Origin of the sequence: Exiguobacterium sp. R-17, from assembly GCF_049913315.1 — a bacterium.
GTDB lineage: Bacteria > Bacillota > Bacilli > Exiguobacteriales > Exiguobacteriaceae > Exiguobacterium_A.
Window position 1 is genome coordinate 411,417 of record NZ_CP184372.1, and the last position, 22,497, is coordinate 433,913.

The 22,497-nt window shown below is 48.3% G+C and carries 20 protein-coding genes and 4 riboswitches; of the genes, 11 read left to right on the forward strand and 9 right to left on the reverse strand.

The window, feature by feature from the left end; translation table 11 throughout:
* Positions 1 to 278: 278 nt before the first annotated feature.
* From ACN9MT_RS02255 to ACN9MT_RS02265, 3 genes are read right to left on the reverse strand one after another with little or no spacing between them, the layout of a single operon-like run.
* Complete coding sequence (locus tag ACN9MT_RS02255; protein WP_023467025.1) at positions 279 to 1,091, reverse strand: ZIP family metal transporter; 813 nt, start codon at positions 1,089 to 1,091, stop codon at positions 279 to 281.
* Positions 1,092 to 1,142: 51 nt separating this feature from the next.
* Positions 1,143 to 1,472 (reverse strand): YolD-like family protein, encoded by a 330-nt coding sequence (locus ACN9MT_RS02260; RefSeq protein ID WP_056063735.1) that lies wholly within the window; start codon positions 1,470 to 1,472, stop codon positions 1,143 to 1,145.
* Complete coding sequence (locus ACN9MT_RS02265; protein WP_035410978.1) at positions 1,456 to 2,778, reverse strand: DNA polymerase thumb domain-containing protein; 1,323 nt, start codon at positions 2,776 to 2,778, stop codon at positions 1,456 to 1,458. Before ACN9MT_RS02265 ends, ACN9MT_RS02260 begins: the two co-directional genes overlap by 17 nt.
* Before the next feature lie 176 nt (positions 2,779 to 2,954).
* Between ACN9MT_RS02265 and ACN9MT_RS02270 the strand changes: the two genes are divergently transcribed.
* The gene (locus tag ACN9MT_RS02270) at positions 2,955 to 3,593 is read left to right on the forward strand and encodes a pentapeptide repeat-containing protein (RefSeq protein WP_035410976.1); all 639 of its coding nucleotides are present in this window, start codon (positions 2,955 to 2,957) and stop codon (positions 3,591 to 3,593) included.
* Positions 3,594 to 3,641: 48 nt separating this feature from the next.
* On the opposite strand, the gene ACN9MT_RS02275 is transcribed toward ACN9MT_RS02270, so the two are convergent.
* The 6 genes from ACN9MT_RS02275 to ACN9MT_RS02300 form a co-directional block, all read right to left on the reverse strand.
* A complete protein-coding gene (locus ACN9MT_RS02275) occupies positions 3,642 to 4,397 on the reverse strand; it encodes an MBL fold metallo-hydrolase (RefSeq protein ID WP_056063727.1) in 756 nt (251 codons plus the stop codon).
* A gap of 60 nt (positions 4,398 to 4,457) precedes the next feature.
* The gene (locus tag ACN9MT_RS02280) at positions 4,458 to 4,946 is read right to left on the reverse strand and encodes an arsinothricin resistance N-acetyltransferase ArsN1 family A (protein ID WP_056063724.1); all 489 of its coding nucleotides are present in this window, start codon (positions 4,944 to 4,946) and stop codon (positions 4,458 to 4,460) included.
* A gap of 125 nt (positions 4,947 to 5,071) precedes the next feature.
* Positions 5,072 to 5,608, reverse strand: coding sequence for a 1,2-dihydroxy-3-keto-5-methylthiopentene dioxygenase (locus ACN9MT_RS02285; protein ID WP_035410968.1), 537 nt, complete (start codon positions 5,606 to 5,608; stop codon positions 5,072 to 5,074).
* A 16-nt stretch (positions 5,609 to 5,624) separates the two neighbouring features.
* Complete coding sequence (locus ACN9MT_RS02290) at positions 5,625 to 6,245, reverse strand: methylthioribulose 1-phosphate dehydratase (RefSeq protein WP_035410965.1); 621 nt, start codon at positions 6,243 to 6,245, stop codon at positions 5,625 to 5,627.
* Entirely contained in the window at positions 6,242 to 6,901 is a 660-nt protein-coding gene (locus ACN9MT_RS02295) for a 2-hydroxy-3-keto-5-methylthiopentenyl-1-phosphate phosphatase (RefSeq protein ID WP_035410962.1), read from the reverse strand. The genes ACN9MT_RS02290 and ACN9MT_RS02295 overlap by 4 nt, the downstream gene beginning before the upstream one ends.
* Positions 6,898 to 8,088, reverse strand: coding sequence for a 2,3-diketo-5-methylthiopentyl-1-phosphate enolase (locus ACN9MT_RS02300; protein WP_426272708.1), 1,191 nt, complete (start codon positions 8,086 to 8,088; stop codon positions 6,898 to 6,900). Before ACN9MT_RS02300 ends, ACN9MT_RS02295 begins: the two co-directional genes overlap by 4 nt.
* Positions 8,089 to 8,158: 70 nt before the next feature.
* Positions 8,159 to 8,260: riboswitch (SAM riboswitch) on the reverse strand.
* Positions 8,261 to 8,465: 205 nt separating this feature from the next.
* A riboswitch (SAM riboswitch) is annotated at positions 8,466 to 8,569 on the forward strand.
* 77 nt (positions 8,570 to 8,646) lie between these two features.
* On the opposite strand from ACN9MT_RS02300, the gene mtnK reads away from it, so the two are divergent.
* The 10 genes from mtnK (at position 8,647) to ACN9MT_RS02350 (ending at position 22,493) form a co-directional block, all read left to right on the forward strand.
* On the forward strand, positions 8,647 to 9,813 hold the full coding sequence (mtnK, locus tag ACN9MT_RS02305) for an S-methyl-5-thioribose kinase (protein ID WP_056063714.1): 1,167 nt from the start codon (positions 8,647 to 8,649) through the stop codon (positions 9,811 to 9,813).
* Positions 9,810 to 10,859, forward strand: a complete 1,050-nt coding sequence (mtnA, locus tag ACN9MT_RS02310; protein WP_056063711.1) for an S-methyl-5-thioribose-1-phosphate isomerase — start codon at positions 9,810 to 9,812, stop codon at positions 10,857 to 10,859. The genes mtnK and mtnA overlap by 4 nt, the downstream gene beginning before the upstream one ends.
* An 11-nt stretch (positions 10,860 to 10,870) precedes the next feature.
* Entirely contained in the window at positions 10,871 to 11,950 is a 1,080-nt protein-coding gene (locus ACN9MT_RS02315) for a sugar ABC transporter substrate-binding protein (RefSeq protein WP_056063708.1), read from the forward strand.
* The gene (locus tag ACN9MT_RS02320; RefSeq protein WP_426272709.1) at positions 11,947 to 13,455 is read left to right on the forward strand and encodes a sugar ABC transporter ATP-binding protein; all 1,509 of its coding nucleotides are present in this window, start codon (positions 11,947 to 11,949) and stop codon (positions 13,453 to 13,455) included. Before ACN9MT_RS02315 ends, ACN9MT_RS02320 begins: the two co-directional genes overlap by 4 nt.
* Entirely contained in the window at positions 13,452 to 14,456 is a 1,005-nt protein-coding gene (locus ACN9MT_RS02325) for an ABC transporter permease (RefSeq protein WP_056063700.1), read from the forward strand. Before ACN9MT_RS02320 ends, ACN9MT_RS02325 begins: the two co-directional genes overlap by 4 nt.
* Before the next feature lie 364 nt (positions 14,457 to 14,820).
* Positions 14,821 to 15,777, forward strand: coding sequence for an AAA family ATPase (locus tag ACN9MT_RS02330; protein ID WP_035410946.1), 957 nt, complete (start codon positions 14,821 to 14,823; stop codon positions 15,775 to 15,777).
* Complete coding sequence (locus tag ACN9MT_RS02335; RefSeq protein ID WP_035410944.1) at positions 15,774 to 16,856, forward strand: DUF58 domain-containing protein; 1,083 nt, start codon at positions 15,774 to 15,776, stop codon at positions 16,854 to 16,856. Before ACN9MT_RS02330 ends, ACN9MT_RS02335 begins: the two co-directional genes overlap by 4 nt.
* Positions 16,853 to 18,925 carry a transglutaminaseTgpA domain-containing protein gene (locus ACN9MT_RS02340; protein ID WP_426272710.1) on the forward strand — a complete coding sequence of 691 codons (2,073 nt, stop codon included), beginning with the start codon at positions 16,853 to 16,855 and terminating at the stop codon, positions 18,923 to 18,925. Before ACN9MT_RS02335 ends, ACN9MT_RS02340 begins: the two co-directional genes overlap by 4 nt.
* Positions 18,926 to 18,965: 40 nt before the next feature.
* Positions 18,966 to 19,067: riboswitch (purine riboswitch) on the forward strand.
* A gap of 129 nt (positions 19,068 to 19,196) precedes the next feature.
* Positions 19,197 to 20,717, forward strand: coding sequence for a glutamine-hydrolyzing GMP synthase (gene guaA, locus ACN9MT_RS02345; protein ID WP_051353615.1), 1,521 nt, complete (start codon positions 19,197 to 19,199; stop codon positions 20,715 to 20,717).
* Between the two features lie 390 nt (positions 20,718 to 21,107).
* A riboswitch (purine riboswitch) is annotated at positions 21,108 to 21,209 on the forward strand.
* Positions 21,210 to 21,488: 279 nt separating this feature from the next.
* Complete coding sequence (locus ACN9MT_RS02350) at positions 21,489 to 22,493, forward strand: DUF2382 domain-containing protein (protein WP_426272711.1); 1,005 nt, start codon at positions 21,489 to 21,491, stop codon at positions 22,491 to 22,493.
* The last annotated feature ends 4 nt before the right edge of the window (positions 22,494 to 22,497 follow it).

Genomic DNA, 22,497 nt, shown 5'->3' on the forward strand with positions numbered 1-22,497 from the left:
TTGTGAGATAGAACCAATCGGAATATCGGGCGCAGGTCTGAGGGAACGTGACCAATCTGATCCGTGAAGACGCACTTCGATCATAGAAAGCAAGAGAGACGAAATACTTAGGACAGCAACGCAAACTTCAAGACGAAGTTTGTGTGTAGGACGGCATCTTGAATAAAATCCTCCGCTTATCACACAAGGTCAGGACAACTTCAAATTGAATAATGATTTGAATGGGAATAGATAAACGAGCAGTGGAGGATTCAATCCACTGCTCGTTGCTTTTGAGCTCAACCTAAAGCGACATCGAGAATCATCATGACCGTGAAACCGACCATTAGACCAAGTGTCGCTAAATCGGATCCGTTCTCTGCTTGTGATTCCGGAATCAATTCTTCGACGACGACGAAAATCATCGCACCAGCAGCAAACGATAACGCATATGGTAGAAGTGGTTGAACGAAGAAGACAGCCGCCGCACCGACCATCGCGGCAATCGGTTCAACGATTGCTGACAATTGACCGTAATGAAAGGCACGCCGGCGCGACATCCCTTCACCGCGTAACGGAATCGATAACGCAGCACCTTCGGGCATGTTTTGAATGCCAATCCCGAGTGCGAGTGTCAAAGCCCCGGCGACGGTCGCTCCGTCCATATTCAAGGCAGCGGCACCAAAAGCGACACCGATCGCAAGACCTTCCGGAATGTTATGCAACGTGATCGCAAGAAACAGCAACGTCGTTTTCTTAAGTCCTGTTGAAGGACCTTCAGCTGTTTCAAGTGGTGCGGATAAGTGCAAATGCGGTGTGACGAAGTCAAGGAGACGGACGAAAAATCCACCCGCAAGGAATCCAATTGCAGCAGGAATCCACGCGATGCCACCGTCCTGCTCCGTGAATTCGATCGCTGGGGCGAGCAAAGACCAGAATGAAGCGGCGATCATGACACCGGCTGCAAAACCAAGCATCATGTTCATGACGCGTTTTTCAATCGTTGTAAAGACGAAAACGAGTGCCGCACCAAGTGCGGTTAATCCCCAAGTCATCATACCGGCAAGTAATGCTTGCACGACGACGGGGAGGGAAGTGAACCAATCCAACATGACTATTCCTTCTTTCCGGGCACGATTTGAAGCGGCTATCTGTATGAAAGCTTACCCGTTTTCGATCCGAACGATTCGTGTGAAGGAGATTTCTACTGCAACACGACCACGCAGAAAGAGAACAGAACGTTCAGGCTCTAGCCGTTCAACAAAACCGACGACCGTCACGTAGCTACTTTCCTTATAATACGTGATTTCGAGTTCGTTTCCTTCTATTAAAGCCTCTTGAAGTAGAAAGTGCCACGATTCTTGCAGTTGTTCATCGATTTCAGGCAAGTCGAGCTGATGCATTTGGACATAATACTCCCGGAGCAATTGCAAGTGCTCCGGCATGAGAAAAGGGATCCACTTTAAATTCCCTCGATCACGATACGCTGTCATGAAGATCACCTCCTGGATGACCGCCAACGAAACGAAGCCGCCGTTTGGCGACGCTCGTATCGAGAAACGAGACAGCGAGACGAATCGTTCCTTTCCCGTAGCGGAGGTTAACGATGTCCATTGCTTTTAATAACCGCCGCCGCTTCCAGAGTCGCGTATTATCCTCGAACAAGGATAACTGTAAGGTGCCTTGATCGGCAGTTAGATGTCCCACTGCGACAGATAAAAAACGAACGGGTTCCCCGTCAAGCCAATTCGGTTCGAATAATTGTAAGACATGACGCAGAATGATTCGCTCATCGGATGTCGGATAAGGCAACCGGACTTGACGCGAGAAGCCACTTCGGACGACGTTTCGAGAATAGCGGACACCGATATGAACAGTCCAACCAACTTGATTCGAAAAGCGGCAACGTGCCGCAACATCCTGCACGAGTTCGTTGAGCACATTCCGGATACGTTCAAATTGATAATAGTCCTGCATCAAGGTCACACCGTGTCCAATCGTCCGTTGAGGGGCTTTCTCGAACAAATGGCGAGGGGCAAGCAGTGTCGGTGACGCGTCAAGACCCCAAGCGTGGTGCCATAGTTCGGCGCCGATGACACCGAAGCGTTCATGTAACTCTTCGACTGGGCGCATGGCAAGGTCACCAATCGTTTCAATCCCCATCATCTGCAGATGTTGTTCCATGCGGTGTCCGACTCCCCACATCTTCCGAATCGGAAAATCATGGAGACGTCGTGCGACATCAGCGTATCCACATTGTGCGATGCCTTCTTTTTTCCCGATTAAGTCAAGCGTCAGTTTCGCGATGACGTTATTTGGACCAATCCCGATGCGGACGTGAATGCCGGTCTGCTTCAGAATCGCTTCTTGAATCTTTTTGGCAGCTTGCAGATCGGAACCAAACAGGCGATCGGTTCCAGTCATGTCAATGAAACTTTCGTCAATCGAATAGACACGAATCGCTTCAGGTGGGGCAAATTGATGCAGGACATCTAAAACACGAATCGACGTTTTCATATAAGCGAGCATGCGCGGTTCGACGAGTTGAATCGTACGACGAATGGCGTAGGGTAATTGCTCGATTTCGTACAGTCGACCGGCTGTCTTGATTCCAAGCGCTTTTAAGGCGGGAGTAGCGGCGAGAATGACGGATCCGCTTCGTTTTAAATCGGAGACGACCGCAAGACGTGTCGTTAAGGGAGGGAGATTGCGATACTGGCATTCACAGCTGGCGTAGAAGGAAACACTGTCAACACAAAAAATACGTTTATTCTGTGGTAAAACGACGGAAGGAAACATTTGAATCACTCCTTTACATAAAAGAACATATGTTCTTGTTTTGATTTTCTTTGACTATAGCATGGTCTCAAAGTGTCTCAAAATAAAAAACTGTTGAAAAAAGAGGGAATTCGAACGATTGACCCTTATGCAAAAGGAGTTTGATACACTAAAGGAGAGAAAAAGGGGGAATTTCTATGAAAGAGATCGTTATCCGTTTACCAGAATTACCGAAAACGCTTCAAGCAGAGACGTTCGATCAAGTCGAAATCGACGATCCATATCTGAAAGGAGCACGTTATGAAAAGGAGTCGATGCCTGTCGAACTGACGGAGCGTATCGATGCCTATCAAGTATGTTTTCAAAATGTCTCGTTCGCGAACCTCACCTTTGACCGCGGTTCGTTCGAAGATATTCGTTTCGAGCAATGTGACTTAACAGGATGTCACTTCCAAGAAACCCGTTTTCACCGCGTGTCTTTCGTCGGATGCCGGATGACGGGTGTTCAGTTTGAAGATTGTACGCTTGATCATCTGACGATCGAAGAAGGACTCGCAGACTATGCCCAGTTCATTCGTAGTACTGTCCGTCATCAGCATTGGAGTGAAACGACGATGAAAGAAGCACAGTTCTTCGAAGTGAAACCGACCCATTGGAAACTCGAAGCGGTCCGGCTTACTGATAGCCAATGGATTGAAACACCATTAAAAGGTCTTGATCTCCGGCAGACGGAACTCTCTGGTATCACAATCGATCCGCGATTTTTACCGGGCGCAGTCATTACGGAAGAACAAGCAGTCGCCTTCGCTCGATTATTAGGATTGGTCATTCCATGAAAAAAGTCTCTTTTCGATGAATTTCGAAAAGAGACTTTTGATTTGTTCTTAAAATGACATCGTTTCGCCATCTTCCGGAATGAGGAAATGGGCAGAGAGGTGGAAAGCAGCTAAAAAGTCAGCAATCATGTCGCGCCGCAGGAGACAGTGATTGACGGACTCGAGGTGCGAGACGATGATCGTTGCTTCCGCTGCTGCTTCGTGTACGGCAAGGAGATCACGCTGCGACATCGTGATCGGTTCTCCCGTCAGGAACTGGGCAGCCCCACTGTTGACGACGATGATATCTGGTGTATGTTGTTCAATCGCATGCGCGACCTCGTCACACCAGATCGTATCACCTGCGATATAAAGCGTCGGTTCGTCCGGATGCGTGAGGACGAGTCCGGAGACATGTCCCATTCGTTCACCGATTTCACCGACACCATGCTGTCCACCTGTTCGATGGACCTGGATATCACCGATCGTCACACCGGAATCGAAGGAAGAGACGTTCGTGAAGCCGGCTTCTCGGATTTGCCGTGCGTCTTCTTCTTGCTGCGCATAGAATGGCAAATGCTTGGGTAGAAATTGTTTTGCAGCATCATCGAAATGATCCGCGTGCAGATGCGTGACGAAGACAGCGTCAGGATCGAGCAGTGTCTTAACATCGACCGGTAAGTCGACGAGTGGATTGGCGACGGCATTCGGCGTTTGACCGAAAGGAGGTAAACTGCCTTTTTCGCCGAGAAACGGATCAATCAGTAAAACTTGATTGGCATACGTGACGACAAGCGTCGCATTACGAATTTGTTGAATATCCATTAGGTTCATCCTCTCTCAATGACTCGGATTGATTATTCCCCGTCTGGCATTCAATGAATCCTATCGTAAGCGTTTCTCCATCGCCATGACGTCGACGTATTCGCCGTTCAAGCGACCTTGTTCCTTAAATGTCCCAACAATCCGGAATCCGGAACGGATGTAGAGCTTTTGTCCGATTTTATTGAACGGGAAGGTAAAGAGAATCAGCTTATGCATCTGATGATCGCGCGCATGTTGTTCGGCAGTTTCTAACAACTGTGTCCCGATCCCTTGTCCGCGATGTGTTCGAGTAATGTAGACGGAAATCTCACCAACTGTCGCATAGACAGGACGCGGGTTATACGGATCAAGAGAAATGAAGCCGAGGACACCTGTCTCATCTTCTGCGACATATCCAGCGTAGCGATGCGTACGCTCTGCATACCACTGGGTCATGAACGATAAATCTTTTCGATCCGTCTCAAGCGTTGCGATTCGGTCTTCGATGCCTTCATTATAAATGGATAGAACGGCGGGTAAATCATGTTCCGTTACAGGACGAATATGCATGTTGCTCACTCCCCAATCGCTTTTCCCTCATTATATCTGTTACGTGTCGATGTAGTGATATGTTTGTGAGATAAGAAAAAGCGCCGATTCTCCTTATATAGAAGAAATCAACGCTTTTGTCGTTCTTAAGAGACCGTGGATGTCTCGTTCTCGTAAATTGGAACCCAGCCATCCGTCGTGACGAAAATTCGAACAGCGACGACTTTCCGATCCTCTTGGAGCGTAAAGTAGTGGCGTGTATTGACAGGAACAGAAATCAAATCACCAGGATTGAGTTCGATGTTATAGTAGCCGACTTCTTCGTCTTTGATCGCGAAGACGCCGTGACCGCTTACGATGAAACGGACTTCATCATCCGTGTGATGATGTTCTTTCTGGAAGTTGACGAGCAACTCGTCAAGGTTCGGTGTCGTATCCGAAAGTGAAATGATATCAGCTGTCTGATATCCACGACGTTCTGATACGTCTTTGATTTCTGGAGCGAACGTATCGAGAATCGTTTGTTTGTCGGCATCCGTCAGTGTGAAGTTCTCGACGAGAGGTGCTGGTAGTTTTGAGACGTCCCATTGTTCGTAAAGAACGCCGCGCGATGCGAGGAAGTCAGCGACTTCCGTTTGATCCGTATACCGTGTGTTTGTTTCTTGGAATAAGACTGTTGCCATGAGATGATTCCTCCTTTTAATAGATAGATTGACGGCATGATTGCAACGTCAACGTATAGTTGAATAAAAACTCGAAGGCTTCGAGGTGTTTCTTTGCTTCAAAGGCGGTCGGTGCCCAGACCGTGATTCCGTGATTGCGAATCAGGACGGCACCGCTGTCCGCTGTGACATATGGCGCAAAAGCAGCAGCGAGTGTCGGGATGTCCGCGTGATTCAGAATGATCGGCACCGTGACCGTCGCATCTTCTTCCCAGTGACCGAGTGCCTTGATGATTTCTTGACCGGAGAAGGTGATACTTCCCTGATCGCCATATAACTCCGAAATCACATTGTTCGCAATCGTATGGACATGCAGGGAACATCCGGCGTTCGTTCGGTTGAACACTTCGACATGGAGCAATGTCTCAGCAGAAGGGCGCCCGGATTGCTCGCCGATCAATTGACCGGTCGCATCGACATGAACGAAGTCGTCAGGAGTCGTTTGCCGCTTATCTTTCCCACTTGCCGTCACAAGAAATTCAATCGGAATACCGGACGTCCGAATGGCGAGGTTACCACTCGTACCAGGGAACCAATCGCGCGCTGCAAGTTCTTGTTTGATGGCGCGTAGTTCTTCATACCGTCGCATGAATGTCATATCGTCACCTCCGATCGTGCTAAATCATGAACGATATCGTGGAACGTCTCAAAAGGTGTATAGGCGATATCATTTTCTTCACACAACGTGATCAGATAATCACGGGCATAGACACGATCCGCTTGTTTTGCGAGTTCGAAGTCCGTCACTGAGTCACCGATGACGATGATGACGTCATCGTCTTTGCATAATGTACGGGCAACGGATGTTTTACAACAGCCGCATCCATTCGTGCAATGGGCATCGCAGGCGTGTGGCCAATCGATGTGGACAAATGGACCACTGAAATCGGCAATGTTACAGTAAATCTGCTCTTGCTCGAGGAACGGTGCTAAGATCGGTTCGACGAAAAAGTCCATTCCACCGCTAACAATCGAAAAATGGATTCCTTGACGACGACTGTACTGAAGCAACTCCGAAAATCCTTCGCGAATGACAGCGCGCTCCATCAAGAAATCAAGATAGTCCGCTTTACCGTCGGACGGCAGAAGCGCGAACATCTGCCCGACACCACTTTGGATCGACAACGTCCGGTCGAGCACGCCACGTTTCAACGGTTCGAAGTCATTCACTGGCGCAAATACCTCCATGAGTGCAATGATGTTATCCTGCATCGTCACGGTACCGTCGAAGTCACAAAGAATTCGTAAGGTCATGACTTGATCCCCCAAGCGTCGAGCGCGACTCGTAATTCTTCATGTCGTGACGCAGCATTCGATAGGGATTCATTTGCGAGTGCCGCATCAAGTGCTTGACGAAAAGCGATAACACCAGCCGCAGCACCTTGCGGATGACCATGTACGCCACCACCAGCGTTGATGACGGAATCGATCCCGAAGTCGCGTACGAGTTGAGCAACGAGTCCTGGGTGAATACCGGCTGAAGGGACAGGGAAAATCGCTTTCGTCTGACCGAAGCGAGTCGCTTCGACCGCGATGCCGCGGGCGACGTCCTTCGGAAGAGCGACATTGCCGTAAGGTGACGGGAATAGTGTTAAGTCTGCACCAGCAACGCGCGGTAATGTGCCAAGTAAGACAGGCGCTGCAACACCGTGGTTCGGGCTAGCAATCAATGCACCGCTGTAAGCCGGATGATTGAAAATGGGAACGTTGATCTCCGGATCACTTGCCAATTCACGTAAGACGTCGAGTCCGTATGTGAAGGTATTCAACAAGAAAGCAGTTGCTCCAGCGTCAATCAATCGTTTGGCTTGATCCTTGAGCGTAAAGACGGGACCACTAAGTGTGATCGCATACAACGCACGTTTACCGGTCCGGTGGAAATGAGCATCGATAACCTCACGTCCGATCCGTGCCCGATCAATCGTCGGTGTCAACGGATTGTCATATAAGATCTCATCGTCCTTGACGAGATCGATCCCACCAGCAAGTTGTCCTTCGAGTTGATCACGAAGGAACGATAAATCGCGTCCGATGACCCCTTTGAAGATGCTCATTAACAGTGGACGATCTTCGACACCAATCAAGGAACGAACTCCTTCGATCCCGAACTTCGCACCTGGAAAATCCGACGTGAATGTATCGGGTAGTAGCAGTTCTGTTAATTTGATTTCACCGTCGAGTGAGAGTTTCCCGAAGACGGTCGTCAAGATCGCAGAAAAGTCGCGCGATACATTGTGTTCCGGGTAACGAATCGTGATATAGCCTTTACCGTCGCGTTCTTCCGTATGTACGACTTCTCCTTTGAATGAGGCGAGTTGTTGTTGCTCAAGATGATTCAGCTCCGTCCAGGAACCAACCGTCAGACCAAGCGCGAGTTGTTCGGCGCGTTGCTCCAGTCGATCGCGGGCGGTCAATTGATAAGTAGCTGTGATGTAAGCCATGTCTTTCCTCCTTCAATAAAAAAATGGTCTCTTGTCAGCGACAAGAGACCATGAATGATTCGAACGTGGACTCTTATCTGTCAGCTTAGTAGCTGCAAGAATTAGCACCGTGCCAAAAGGTCGGTTGCTGCGACATCGTAGGGCTTGTCCCTCCGTCTGCTCTTGATAAGAATTGGATGAAATTGTGAAATCTAATTGCAATTTTTACATGAGAGTCACGACTTGTCAAACTATTTTTAGAAAATTTATTTTTTTGAAAATACTCTTTCTATATATGGAGCAAAAACGATATCCGTTTCTGCTTGATTTCGATTTGACAGCAGGGAAGAGGATTGCGTAAGATTCAAATCAATATCACACACGACAACTACATACGACTCTTATCGCGAGTTGGCAGAGGGAATTGGCCCGATGACGCCGCAGCAACCGACCACTTGGCACGGTGCTACATCCAACAGACGTTTCGTCTGAGAGATAAGAGGACGCAGTGACTTTCCTGCGCCTCTTTTCGATGACGAAAAGAGGCGCTTTTTCGTGTATCACACAGGGGGAACTGAGATGACATACAAAGCATTTACAGAACAGGACGCGATCGAACGGGTCCGCTCACTAGGACTGATCGGCGACGGAGCCGTCGAAGCAGAAGAGATTGGCGACGGCAATCTCAATCTTGTCTTTCGAATTCGAGAAGGTGAACATCGATTGATTCTAAAACAAGCACTTCCGTACGCGAAAGTCGTCGGTGAAAGCTGGCCACTATCACTCGAGCGGGCGTGGATCGAGCAATCCGCACTCCGTGAATTCGCCCGGCATGCCGTGCCGTTCGTACCGCGTGTTTTTCATGCTAGTCACGACGAGGCGTATACGGTCATGGAAGATCTTTCACATCTGACAATCGTTCGAAGCGGTTTACTCGCAGGTGAACAGTATCCGTTGCTTGCGGAACATATTGGTTCTTATCTCGCTCGGACTTTATTCCATACATCGGACTTTGCGCTTGGTCCGGTTGAAAAAAAACGTGTCGCCCGAACGTACTACAATCCGGACTTGTGCGACATCACGGAAAAATTAATCTTCACGGATCCGTTCCATGACGCGGAGACGAACGAGATTGAAGCCGGGCTTGAAGAAGAGGTGGCACGTCTATGGGCGGACGATGAGTTGAAACGCGAAGTCGCAAAACTCGAAGCGCTTTTCATCACGAAAGGAGATGCGTTGCTACACGGCGATCTACATACAGGAAGCATCTTTGCTTCGGCAACGGAAACGAAAGTCATCGATCCAGAATTCGCCTTTTATGGTCCATTCGGATTTGATGTCGGACAGTTCATCGCCCACTTATTCTTTGCAGCATACCCGGATTATTCAGCACTTCGTGATGCCCGGATTCGCGACATCGATACGTTCTGGCTGACGTTCGCTTCGACGTTCCGCGCCTTATGGGAACGCGAAGCCGTCGAACCATTCCGGACATCGGGACTCGTCGACGATGTACTGAGCACGATCTTGCAGGATGCCCTTGGCTTTGCCGGTTGCGAACTGATTCGTCGGACGATCGGACTCGCACCAGTCGCTGATTTAGAAACGATTAGTTCTATGACAGAACGACTAGAACGAAAACAACATGCTTTACGTTTAGGATCGGCGTTAATCAAACGTCGGACCGAATGCCGGACATTTGATGATTTACGAAACTTCGACGTAACGGAGGAACTTAGCCGATGAGTACATTCGTTCAAAGTATTCGTTATGAAGATCGTGTCTTGACGATTCTCGATCAGACACGTCTACCGCAGGAAGAACACTATGAAGTCATTACCGATCTTGCACAAGCGGTCGAAGCGATTAAACAACTGCGCGTCCGAGGGGCGCCTGCGATCAGTTTATTTGGCGGATTCGTACTCGTTCAAGAGGCGTACCGGTTTGAAGCAGAACTGTCGATCTATAAGCAAGCCTTGCTTGAGACATCAGCGACGTTACTCGCGACACGACCGACGGCTGTTAACTTACGAAATGTCCTTGATCAATTGAATCCAATCATTCAAGACGGGACGTCGGTAGAAGAGATCCGCGAACGGCTAGAGCAGCGGACGATTGCCTTATACGATCAGGATGCGCAGACGTCACGTCAAATCGGGATTCATGCACTTGAATTGTTCCAGTCAGGTAACCGGATCCTAACGATCTGTAATGCTGGATCGATTGCGACCGCTGCTTATGGAACAGCACTTGCGCCATTCTATATCGCAAAAGAACGCGGCATTGAATTATCTGTTTTTGCGAGTGAGACGCGACCATTACTGCAGGGAGCACGACTGACGACATGGGAGCTACAACGTGCCGGCATCGATGTCACGCTAATTACAGATAACATGGTCGCCCATACGCTGAAAGAAAAACAGATCGATGCAATCATCGTCGGGGCGGACCGGATTACACGCAACGGAGATACGGCGAATAAGATCGGAACGTTCCAACTAGCATTACTCGCTCAAGCTTTCGGTATCCCGTTTTACGTCGCAGCACCGCTCTCGACGTTTGATTTCTCACTTGTTTCCGGAGACGCGATCGAAATTGAAGAACGTGATCCGCAGGAAGTGACGACTGTCCAAGGTGTTGCGACAGCACCAGAAGGAGTTGCTGTCTTCAACCCAGCTTTTGATGTCACACCACACACATTGATCACGGGCATCATCACCGAACTTGGTATTATCACGCAACCGAATGAAGAAACGATTGAAAAATTAATGGGGCTTCAACCCCTCGGATAAGGAGACAATTCATGAAAAAATTAGCTTACGCCGTCCTAGCACCGGCCTTATTACTAGCGGCTTGTGCGAATGGAGAAGCGACGACGAAAGTCGTCAAGGATGTACCAAAAGGAGTTCAATCGGACGTCAAGATCGCCGTCATCCGTAACCTCGCATCGGACGACCATACGAAGCAATTCCTTGATGGCGCACGAAGTGAAGGAGAAGCGCTCGGCTTTAAAGTCAGCACGTTCATTTCGGAAGGTAACGATGTCAAGTTCAAGGAACTGGTCGCGCAGGCGATTCAGCAAGATTATGATGGGCTCATCATTTCGCACGGTAAGGAAGACTATGCCTATGACATGATCAAACCAGCAGTCGATAAAGGACTGAAGGTCGTGACGTTCGATACGGTCACGAAGAAAAAAGGGGCATCTCTACAAGACGTGACGGAAACGTTCCAAAACGATCATCAACTTGCGAAGCTATCACTCGATGAAGTGACGAAGGTGACGGACAAAAAGCCGGTCCGTGTCATCAAACTCTGGTTCGGACCAGGTTTTGCCCCGCTCGATCGTCGTCAGGAAATCTATAAGACGTACGAAGCAGACGGCAAAATCAAAACGCTTGAGACGGTTGGACCGACGAACTTCCAAGATGTCCAAGGGGATATCGCGACAAAGATGAATGCCATTCTCGCGAAATACCCGAAAGGAAGCGTTGATGCCGTTTGGGGAGCATGGGACGAAGTCGCAAAAGGCGCTTACAAATCGCTCAAGGATAATAAACGTCAAGAAATCCCATTGATCTCGATCGATGTCTCAAATCAGGACATCAACCTGATGCGTGAGAAAGGCAGCAACTGGGTTTCGACGAGTGCGGTGGATCCATTCCTGATTGGACAAACGGACATGCGACTACTGGCTAAGAAAATCGCCGGAGAGAAGACACCAGATAGCTTTGATCTCGATGCGAAACTCGTTGAGCAGAAGGCATTGAAGCAGGACACAACGATGTATAATCTCGATACGATCATCAAAGATTGGAGTACGTCGGATAAATTCAATGAGCCGTGGATGGACCGGTTGCGTGACGTCCATAAAAAACAATGACGTCTATCAATCATCACCTGGAAATGACCGGGATTTCACTTGCGTTTCCGGGAGTCCAGGCACTCAAGCAAGTCTCCTTTGAGGTGAAGTCTGGTGAAATTCATGCGCTTGTCGGTGCGAATGGTGCCGGTAAGTCGACGCTGATGAAAGTCTTATCCGGAGCGGAAACAGCGGATGAAGGAATCATCCGTCTTGACGGGAAAGAACTGTCAATTCAATCTCCGCGTGATGCAAAACGAATCGGGATCGATCTCGTCCAACAAGAGGTTGATGTGGCGCTTGTCCCGTATTTGACGGTTGCTGAGAATATCTGTCTCGATCTGTTGACGGACGGAACAATGACGGGTTTGGTATCCCAACGCCGTTACATACAGCGTGCGAAAGAAGCGTTAGCGACATTACAGGCGGATATTTCCGTCAAGACACGTGTCGAAGAATTACGTCTTGCTGAAAAGCAACTCGTATTGATTGCACGCGCCCTCGTTCAGGAACGTCGTTTTTTAATTTTGGATGAACCGACGGCACCTCTCAGTCAGGCGGAAACAAGCCATCTCTTTTCAGTCGTGCGTCGTTTAGCGGAACGGGGACTTGGGATCATTTTCATTTCCCACCGCCTACAAGAATTGTATGACATTTGCGACTCCATCTCGGTCATGCGCGACGGTCAACTCATCTCGCGACATCTTTTGACAGACATCACGAAGGAAGCTGTCGTTGAGCAGATGCTCGGGCGTAAGCTTACGTCTGTCGCGAAAACGTCACGGATCAATGCGACGAACGTACTGACGGTCGAGAGTGCCACGAATGCGGACGTCCGCGACATCTCCTTGACGGTTCAAGCAGGGGAAGTCATTGGTATCGCGGGTCTTGTCGGTGCCGGTAAAACGGAATTATGCAAAGCATTGTTCGGTGATCGCCCGTTTCAGGAAGGGGAGGTTCGTATAGGTGGAAAAGCCCATCGCCTTCGCGACCCACAAGCTGCGATTCAAGCGGGAATCGGTCTCGTTCCGGAAGAACGGCGAAAAGAAGGAATTCTTGTTGCCGATTCTGTCGCAGAAAACCTGACAGCAGCGGCAGCTCATGATTTTGTCAACCGCTGGGGACTGATGGATCGTCGTAAAGAAGTCGAACAGGCATCGAAATGGGTCAAGGAGCTGGGCATCAAAGTGGCAGACGTGAAACAGGAAGTAGGTCAACTATCCGGTGGGAATCAACAAAAAGTCGCCATCGGAAAATGGTTACTGACCGATGTTTCTGTCCTCGTCTTAGATGAACCGACGAAAGGTGTCGATGTCGGAGCTAAACAAGATATCTATCGTCTGATTGACGAACTCGCGCAACAACAAAAAGGGATCCTTTACGCGACGAGTGAATGGGATGAACTTTTGACCGTCACGGACCGAATCTACGTCATGTTCGATGGACGGATTGTCCATGAAACGAAGACGGCGGATACATCAGAAGAAACCTTGTTGTGGTATGCGACAGGAGGAGGGCAACGATGAATGAGGTAGTATCAAAACAAACGAATCGGGGGAAAGGTTTACGTCCGGTCCTTGGATTCTTGAACGACTGGGGGATCGTCCTCGCGATCCTTGCCCTCGTCCTGTTTTTTGCGACGACGGCTCCAACATTCCTACAAGGGACGAATTTGATTAATATTTTACGAAGTATCTCCATCGTGACGATCATCGCGATTGGTTTGACGGTTTCATTGACGATTAATGGATTTGACTTATCCGTAGGATCAACTGCAACACTTGCAAGCTCCTTCGTCGTCTCATTCTTCGTCTGGTACAGTCTGCCACTCGGTGTCTCGATTGGTCTAGCACTCCTTCTGTCTTTAAGTGTCGCCTTGTTGAACATCTTACTTATCGTCTGGTTTAAGATTCCGGATTTGTTTGCGACGCTTGCGACGATGTTCATCGTCGAAGGTGCCGCGATGACGTATACTGGTGGTGGTTCAATCAGTGCCGGAATGCCGCGCTTAGACGGTACACCAACAGTCGGCACAATTCCGGAGGCGTTCGCGAAAATCAGCCAGGCGCCTTGGATCATCGTCATCATGCTCGTCGTCGTCGCTATGACACATGTCTTTTTAAGTCATACGCGACACGGTCGTTTTCTCTATATCATCGGTGGGAATCCGGAAGCCGCACGACTGACGGGAATTCGTGTCAACCGCTACCGGGCACTCGCATATCTGATTGCTGGGTTACTTGCTGCAATCGGTGGGATTTTGCTTGCGTCACAAGTCGGATCGTCGCAAATCAACGCCGGGTCCGGTTACTTGATGCCAGCGGTCGCAGCTGCCTTCATCGGCTCGTCGTTCGCAGGGCAAGGAAAACCGAATGCCCTTGGCACACTCGTCGGGGCTTGTCTCGTCGGGATTCTTGAAAATGGTCTTGTCATGTTGTCTGTTCCATACTATTCGTTGAATATCATCAAAGGGCTGGTCCTTGCGGTCGCACTCGCGACGACCTATGCGCGGTATCGGAAAAAATAATTAAAATTCGACGTTTCATTTATAACATATTCGGTAATATTCAATATATGAAAGGATGGTGATGCACATGAATGATTACCAATGTAGAGGGAACGATCGCATGTCGCTTCTGAAAGAAGAGGATCACCGGACTTGACGAACGTTGTCCATTGACACGGATGTATTCGTGTTTTACGTGCAACTGCACGGTTCAAGAACGGATCACGGCATGTGTTCGTTCCTGAAACAAATAAGGGGAAACGCTACGGCGTTCCCCCTTTTTCACGTGCTTGAAACTGCTCGTATTTCTTTAAAAGTATAGCGGAATATGAGATGATATAAAAAGTCAGAAAATTCAACTACTATGAGAGCAAGGGGCCTGACAATGCGAACATACACTAAGGAGATTCAAGCGATTATCGACAACGTAGAGAAAGTCATCATCGGTAAGGAAGATGTCATCACACAATCATTGGCAGCATTACTAGCGGGCGGTCACGTTCTATTAGAAGACGTACCGGGAGTCGGGAAGACGATGCTCGTCCGTGCGTTCAGCCGATCGATCGGGTTGACCTTCAAACGTGTTCAGTTCACGCCAGACCTACTTCCGTCAGATTTGACGGGTGTATCGATGTATAATCAGAAAACAAGCCAGTTCGAATATAGACCGGGTCCTTTAATGGGAAACATCGTTTTAGCCGATGAGATCAACCGAACATCACCAAAAACTCAATCTGCCTTACTTGAGGGAATGGCGGAAGCGAACGTCACCGTCGATGGTGAGATTCATACGCTTCCGAATCCCTTTTTCGTCATGGCGACACAAAACCCGATTGAACATGAAGGAACGTATCCGTTACCAGAAGCACAACTCGACCGTTTTCTCGTCAAAGTCAAAATGGGTTATCCTGATTTCCAGCAAGAAATGAAGTTGCTCACGCGTTTTGAACGGGATGAACCAATCGAAACACTCGAAGCTGTAATTGGTCGCGAGCAATTGCTCCAGATGAAAGAAGACGTCAAGAACGTCCATGTCTCACAGCCTGTCAAAAAATATATCGTCCATCTCGTTCAAGCGACACGGACGAATGGGTCACTCTACCTCGGCGCGAGTCCTCGTTCTTCGATCGCCTTGATGAAGGTCGCGCAAGCGTGGGCGTACATGGAAGGACGCAGTTTCGTTTTGCCGGATGATGTTAAACATCTCTTGATTCCAGTCCTGTCACACCGCCTGATTTTGACAGCGGATGCGCGTTATCACGGTCAATCGTCGGAACGGATTTTAGAACAGATCAAAAAAGAGGTTGCTGTACCGATCCAACAAGACGTGGAGTCCCTATGACGAAGTGGCAAATTGGTTGGCGTTACGCTGTATTACTTTTGACGACGGCAGCCTTATGGGCATATGCGCGCGTTGATGGCGGAAATGTCGCTTCCTTGCTGTTTTACGTCATGGCTGGTCTGACCGTCTACTGGACGCTCTTCCTCGTTTGGCCCGTCACGCAGGCACTTGCGACGCGCGAAGTATCGAACAAGATGCTCGTTGCTGGAACCGATATCCCGGTTTCCTTACGGGTTCGTCGACGTTTTCCGTTTCTCGTCGGAGCCGTCGAAGTGACGGAGGTGATTCCGAACGAACTCAGTGAAGAAAAACTCGATATCAGCCGTCCACTCCGAGCCCATTACCGGAAGACGGAGCAAATCGATTACACGATACCATCGATTCGTCGAGGGGTGTATCAGATTCCAGGCTGTATCGTCGAAATCACGGATCCATTCGGGTTATTCAAGCGGAAGCGGATGTTTCCGGTCGAGACGTATCTTGCGATTGAACCAGCGCGCCTTGCCGTTCAGCTTCCCCATGAGGAAGACCGTGGCGATGGCGGGATCTCACCGGTGTCACTTGATCTTCGCCAGTCGTCCTTTACCGTCGTCGGGGTCCGGGAATACGTCAGTGGGGATCGGATGAATCAGATTGACTGGAAAGCGACAGCGAAACGCCAAGGGTTGATGACGAAGACGTTCGAACGAGAGCAAGAACGGGAGACGACGATCGTCTTTGATGAGGGAACGGAGGCGGGTGAAGCCTTCGAACGTGTCATCTCGATGCTCGCAGAAACGACGGATCAGTTGAACAAGCGACGACTGAGCTACCGGATCCATCTCGTCGGACATGCCGTTCAATCATTGTCATTACCACTTGAAGGAGCGAAACTGACGCATTACCTGATGACGGCGCAACCGAGTCGGACGCGGACGTTCATCGAGTCATGGGAGTACTCGTCCAAGGCGCTTCGATTGAGCGGGAATGTCCTCTTTATCACACCGGATCTTGAATCAAACAATGAACTATGGATTTCGAAGATTAATCAAGAAGCCACCGTTCATGTCTATACACCAGAACGGAGGGGAGTGCGATGATACGACGATTAATCTGGAACGCCATCGCAGCAGCCCTTTTGACTTGTTTCATGCCACCACTTCTCGAACTGACGACATTCGAGCATCTTTGGTCCTTCTTACCGATGCTGTTCCTGCCTTTACTGTTATCGCATCTCGCGCGACGTTACTTCTTACTTGGCAGTCTCGCGGGGCTACTATTGTCGTTCTACTTGATTTTGACACCGGGTTCTGCACCGTGGGGAATTTTTACGGAAATCAGCTCGGATATTCGAAGTGTCATCAATGGTGAATTACCGGGACGACCAGCCTTTGCGCTGTCGATTGGTTTGATCAGTTTCTTGATCGCTTATCTCGCGCGCCGGACGTTCCCGAATCGTGGGTTCGTCTTCGGACTTGCCTTCGGAGTCATCGGGTTCATTGCCTATTGCGATACCTGGACGGATTACTCGGGAGAGACGTTCATTCTTTATCCGATCATCTTGTCTTTGGTATTGCTGTATGCGACGGAGGTCAATGAACGACCGCGTGCTTCCTACGTACGCCCACTGAGCGCATTATTCATCATGGGAGCTGTCATCGTCGCTGCTGTCCAAAGTCCTGTCATCAATGCGACATGGCAAGACAGTTGGTACGATTTGACGTCGGGTCTTGAAGGGGAAGGAGAGCCGACAAATGCGATTCAGAAGGTCGGATACGGTAACAACGATGAGCAACTTGGAGGACCATTCCAAATGGACGACCGGGAAGTCTTCCAAGTCGAAAGTGAAGGGAACCGCTACTGGCGAGTCGAGACGAAAGACATCTATACTGGTAAAGGCTGGGTCTTATCGAAGTCAAACCCTGAAATCGATGGACGTGGTTTTTTCTCGACCTTCGGTACAGAGGTCAAGACCCGCGAAGAGACAGCAACATTTGAAATGGCGCGTGAATTACCATTCGTGCCATATAATGGTGACAATGTACGGGTCGAAGTGGATCAACAACGACAAAATGTGTTGGTTGACCCCGAGAATCAAAAAATTTCGTATCTCGACGAGACGGATCGTCAACGGAACTATCGAATCGACTATTCGTACCCACTCTTTACGGAAGAACAGCTCCAGACAGATGAACCCGTCAATTTATCGGATAGAGAAACAGAACGGTATCTTCAACTGCCGGAAGGTTTACCACAACGAGTTCGTGATTTAGCGGAACAAATCGTCGAGGGTGAGGAGACACCATGGGACAAAGCACGGGCGATTGAAAATTATTTCGAAGAAGAAAACTTTGAATACAATACAGAAGATGTTGCTGTACCGAAAGAAAATCAGGATTACGTCGATCAGTTCCTGTTCGAGACGAAACTCGGATACTGTGATAACTTCTCGACATCAGCCACTGTGTTACTTCGGGCAGCTGGGTTACCCGCACGCTGGGTGAAAGGATTCACGGGGGGCGAATCCGACGTCATCGGAGCTGCCGTGACGAGTTATACAGTACGCAATAAAAATGCCCATTCGTGGGTCGAAGTTTACATTGAAGGACCAGGCTGGGTACCGCTTGAACCGACAGTCAGTTTCGATGGAGAAGGACAATACACGATCGATCGGGAAACGAACAACGAGACGGAACAAGCAAATCCGCAACGTGAGACAGAAGATAATACGGAGACAACGACGCCAAATCGTCCTCAAGAAAATCTTCTCGATGAAGAACAGACGACTAGCGCCGGACAGACGGAGCAGAAGTCAATTCCATTTTGGCCAATCTTCCTGACGGCACTTGCTCTCTTGTTCCTCTACTTGTTCCGAAAACCGATTATTCGGACGCTTGCGATTCTCTTCTTCCGGAGACAGATTGAACGACCGGAAGGATTCCGACGGATGTATCGGTATCTCTTGCGGCGTCTTGATAAAAAAGGATTCCATTATCAAGATGGTCGGACGCTTGCGGAACTTGCTCACGAAGTCGATGGGTACTACGAGACGTACGCGATGCGACCGTTGACGGATGCTTACGAGCGGATGGTTTATGGTGGAGAATCATTATCGGCTGATAAAAAACGTGAATATTTCGAAAATATCATTCGTCATGTAGAGGGTTGATATTTACGAAACGATACAGGTACAATGGGAACAACGTAAATCACACACATGCAATCTCCTTTGTATATACTCGCGAATATGGCGCGAGAGTCTCTACCGGGTCACCTTAAACGACCTGACTATGAAGGAGCAGACCCTTCGTATACATTTTTTTGTGAAGCGGCCTGCTCTTTTTCCATTTTATCCATGGGCGAAGAGCGGGCTTTTTTCATAGGGTACGCATGAAATCAGAAAGGCGGGAACAGATTTGGAAGCACATTTGGACCAGGAAATGATTCTCGTCCTCGATTTTGGAGGACAGTACAATCAATTGATCACACGTCGTATTCGGGACCTTGGTGTCTACAGTGAATTGCATTCGCATAAAATCACTGCAGCTGAAGTAAAAGAAATCGCACCTGCTGGTATCATCTTCTCGGGTGGTCCACGTAGCGTCTACGCAGAGGATGCGTACCGGTGTGACCCGGAAATCTTCGACCTCGGTATTCCAATCTTCGGAATCTGTTACGGCATGCAGCTCATGTCACAACATTTCGGCGGAACAGTGGAACGTGCGGGACATCGTGAATATGGAAAAGCCACATTGACGTTACAAGACCCGTCACCGATGTATGCGAACTTACCGCTAGAACAAACGGTCTGGATGAGTCACAGTGACCTCGTCACATCTGTGCCAAACGGATTCGTCGTCGATGGAACGAACGTGTCATGTCCAATCGCTTCGATCAAGAACGAAGAGTTGAAAATGTATGGTGTGCAGTATCACCCAGAAGTAAACCATACGGTCTTCGGAAAAGAATTGCTCAAGAACTTCCTCTTTGAAGTCTGTAAATGTGCAGGCGACTGGTCAATGGAGAACTTCATCGAAATCGAAGTAGCGAAGATCCAAGAACAAGTCGGCGATAAAAAAGTTCTTTGTGCCCTTTCAGGTGGTGTCGACTCGTCTGTCGTCGCAGCCTTGATCCACAAGGCAATCGGTGATCAATTGACATGTATGTTCGTCGATCACGGTTTACTGCGTAAGGGAGAAGCGGAAAGCGTCATGAAGACATTCGCGGATCACTTCCACATGAACGTCATCAAGATTGATGCTCAGGATCGTTTCCTCGACAAACTCCGTGGTATCTCGGATCCGGAGCAAAAACGTAAAATCATTGGTAACGAGTTCGTCTACGTCTTTGATGAAGAAGCTTCGAAGCTGACGGATATGGACTTCCTTGCCCAAGGTACGCTCTACACGGATATCATTGAGAGTGGTACGGATACGGCACAAACAATCAAATCACACCACAACGTCGGTGGATTGCCGGAAGACATGCAGTTTGAATTGATCGAACCGATCAACACGTTGTTCAAGGATGAAGTTCGTGAACTCGGGAAAGAACTTGGCCTTTCTGATGAAATCGTATGGCGTCAGCCGTTCCCAGGACCAGGTCTCGGAATTCGTGTCCTTGGTGAAATCACAGATGAAAAACTCGAAATCGTCCGCGAATCTGATTTCATTCTTCGGGATGAGATTAAAAAAGCAGGACTCGAGCGCGAAATCTGGCAGTACTTCACAGTCCTTCCTCCAATCCGTTCGGTTGGTGTCATGGGCGATGAGCGGACATACGACTATGCTGTCGGAATCCGCGCTGTTACGTCAATTGACGGGATGACTTCAGACTGGGCACGTATCCCATGGGACGTGCTTGAGAAGATCTCGGTTCGAATCGTCAACGAAGTCCAGAACGTTAACCGCGTCCTGTACGATGTGACGTCGAAACCACCGTCAACGATTGAGTGGGAATAAGAACTAGACTTGCTGAGAAAATTCGTCTCATGAAGCCTGTCCTATCAATGTGTTAAAGGGGATAGGTGAAATGAAGTCTGTTTCACCTTCAACAATTCGATTTCAAAATGAAGCTCTCTTTTGTTCACATTATTTGTGAATGGAAGTGAGCTTTTTTCGTAACCAATCGCATCGAACTGTTGGATGACATTAGACAAAATCAATTTATTCGAGAGATTCAATTAAGATGTATCGAGATATTTTGTTAGTTTTTACTGGAATATATAATAAATCATTAAACGGATAGGATGCACGCTCTCATAATAGATTGGGCATGAGCTGAAGTCGATCGACTAGATTATGGTTTAGTCATAAATTTGACCATGCTATGATGTGGCTGTCTTTGTTTTTCATATCAATAAAAAATATTATCGTATAATTCCGGGGACAGGGTTTGAAAGACTTTACAGGAACACCGTAATGATTTCTACTATGGCGCACATACAACATCGTACCTTTATTGAAACGGCTTTTACTTCTTAGGTAAGGGTCTTTTCTTGTTGCGTAGCATGACTAAAACGTTTTAAACAGGAAAAATTTTAATAATGAACATGCTCTAGTAAACAGGATCAATACATTCCAAAAAGCCTTCAATAATTAAAAAAGATGTACAAAAAAATCAGGTTTAATCAGAAAAAAAGTAGGGGAAATTCAAACTGTTGGCATATAAGATTGATTTTCAAGAGCTAATTATTATTTTTTGTGGCATTTATTAAAAAGGAGGAAGAGATCATGACGAGAAAAGAAGATACATTTATCCAAGTATTTAATACCCAAGCGGAAGTACTGAGTAAAGTAAACGAATTGAAAGCGCAGGGATATGACGAAAGAGATATGTATGTCGTGGCTCAAGATAAACATTCCTTCTCCATGGTAGAGAATCAGACAAACGTCAATGTAGATACTGCCGGTGAACAAGAGCACCAAGGATTTATGGGGAAATTCATGGCTGCCTTTTCAGACGACTCTTCTACGGAAGCATTCCGCGGAATGGGCTTATCGCATGATGAATCAGAAGAATACCGTCGTCAGGTAGAAAGCGGCAAGCTGGTTTTATATGTAGACAGCGACTATGGCGATTCTTACGAAAAGCATAATCAAAGCTACAACCAAACTTCTGGAGTAAACGATAATCAATATGATCGCACGGGAGTCGAAGCAAATCGGGATCACAACGACCATCTCTCTAATAACGGCTCTCTTTCCCGGACAGATCGAGACCAAGGCTACGACAACACTTTAAGTGCAGACCGAAGCCAAGACTATGACGATACTCTAGGGGTCGATCGGTCTGGTGCAGATCGGACTGGCGTTACTGAAACGAACAGTGATACAGAAGAAGAACGCCTTCGCCTGCATGAAGAACGGTTAAATGTAGATAAAGAAAGAGTGCAAACAGGGGAGGTAAACGTCAGTAAACACGTAGTCGAAGATCAACAATCGATCGAGGTGCCGGTAGAGAGGGAAGAAGTTTATGTGGAACGACGTAAAGTGGATCATAATGCGTCGGGAACAGATGCTTTTGTAGATGAGAACGACTCCATTCACGTACCGCTTTCAGAAGAAAAGGTAGTAGTATCAAAAGAAGATGTAGTCTCTGAAGAAATTGTTGTTGGAAAACGTAAAGTGCGAGATACAGAAACTGTATCTGAAACGGTACGACGCGAGGAAGCAGATATTGATGAAGGTACGGATACGAGAACGGACGTAGACCGTGACGATCATAAACGACTGTAATGGA

Bases quoted from the DNA above. Each gene is read 5' to 3' on its own strand.
- ACN9MT_RS02255 (WP_023467025.1), bottom strand. From the start codon at position 1,091: ATGTTGGATTGGTTCACTTCCCTCCCCGTCGTCGTGCAAGCATTACTT.
- ACN9MT_RS02260 (WP_056063735.1), bottom strand. From the start codon at position 1,472: ATGACAGCGTATCGTGATCGAGGGAATTTAAAGTGGATCCCTTTTCTC.
- ACN9MT_RS02265 (WP_035410978.1), bottom strand. From the start codon at position 2,778: ATGTTTCCTTCCGTCGTTTTACCACAGAATAAACGTATTTTTTGTGTT.
- ACN9MT_RS02270 (WP_035410976.1), top strand. From the start codon at position 2,955: ATGAAAGAGATCGTTATCCGTTTACCAGAATTACCGAAAACGCTTCAA.
- ACN9MT_RS02275 (WP_056063727.1), bottom strand. From the start codon at position 4,397: ATGGATATTCAACAAATTCGTAATGCGACGCTTGTCGTCACGTATGCC.
- ACN9MT_RS02280 (WP_056063724.1), bottom strand. From the start codon at position 4,946: ATGCATATTCGTCCTGTAACGGAACATGATTTACCCGCCGTTCTATCC.
- ACN9MT_RS02285 (WP_035410968.1), bottom strand. From the start codon at position 5,608: ATGGCAACAGTCTTATTCCAAGAAACAAACACACGGTATACGGATCAA.
- ACN9MT_RS02290 (WP_035410965.1), bottom strand. From the start codon at position 6,245: ATGACATTCATGCGACGGTATGAAGAACTACGCGCCATCAAACAAGAA.
- ACN9MT_RS02295 (WP_035410962.1), bottom strand. From the start codon at position 6,901: ATGACCTTACGAATTCTTTGTGACTTCGACGGTACCGTGACGATGCAG.
- ACN9MT_RS02300 (WP_426272708.1), bottom strand. From the start codon at position 8,088: ATGGCTTACATCACAGCTACTTATCAATTGACCGCCCGCGATCGACTG.
- mtnK (WP_056063714.1), top strand. From the start codon at position 8,647: ATGACATACAAAGCATTTACAGAACAGGACGCGATCGAACGGGTCCGC.
- mtnA (WP_056063711.1), top strand. From the start codon at position 9,810: ATGAGTACATTCGTTCAAAGTATTCGTTATGAAGATCGTGTCTTGACG.
- ACN9MT_RS02315 (WP_056063708.1), top strand. From the start codon at position 10,871: ATGAAAAAATTAGCTTACGCCGTCCTAGCACCGGCCTTATTACTAGCG.
- ACN9MT_RS02320 (WP_426272709.1), top strand. From the start codon at position 11,947: ATGACGTCTATCAATCATCACCTGGAAATGACCGGGATTTCACTTGCG.
- ACN9MT_RS02325 (WP_056063700.1), top strand. From the start codon at position 13,452: ATGAATGAGGTAGTATCAAAACAAACGAATCGGGGGAAAGGTTTACGT.
- ACN9MT_RS02330 (WP_035410946.1), top strand. From the start codon at position 14,821: ATGCGAACATACACTAAGGAGATTCAAGCGATTATCGACAACGTAGAG.
- ACN9MT_RS02335 (WP_035410944.1), top strand. From the start codon at position 15,774: ATGACGAAGTGGCAAATTGGTTGGCGTTACGCTGTATTACTTTTGACG.
- ACN9MT_RS02340 (WP_426272710.1), top strand. From the start codon at position 16,853: ATGATACGACGATTAATCTGGAACGCCATCGCAGCAGCCCTTTTGACT.
- guaA (WP_051353615.1), top strand. From the start codon at position 19,197: ATGATTCTCGTCCTCGATTTTGGAGGACAGTACAATCAATTGATCACA.
- ACN9MT_RS02350 (WP_426272711.1), top strand. From the start codon at position 21,489: ATGACGAGAAAAGAAGATACATTTATCCAAGTATTTAATACCCAAGCG.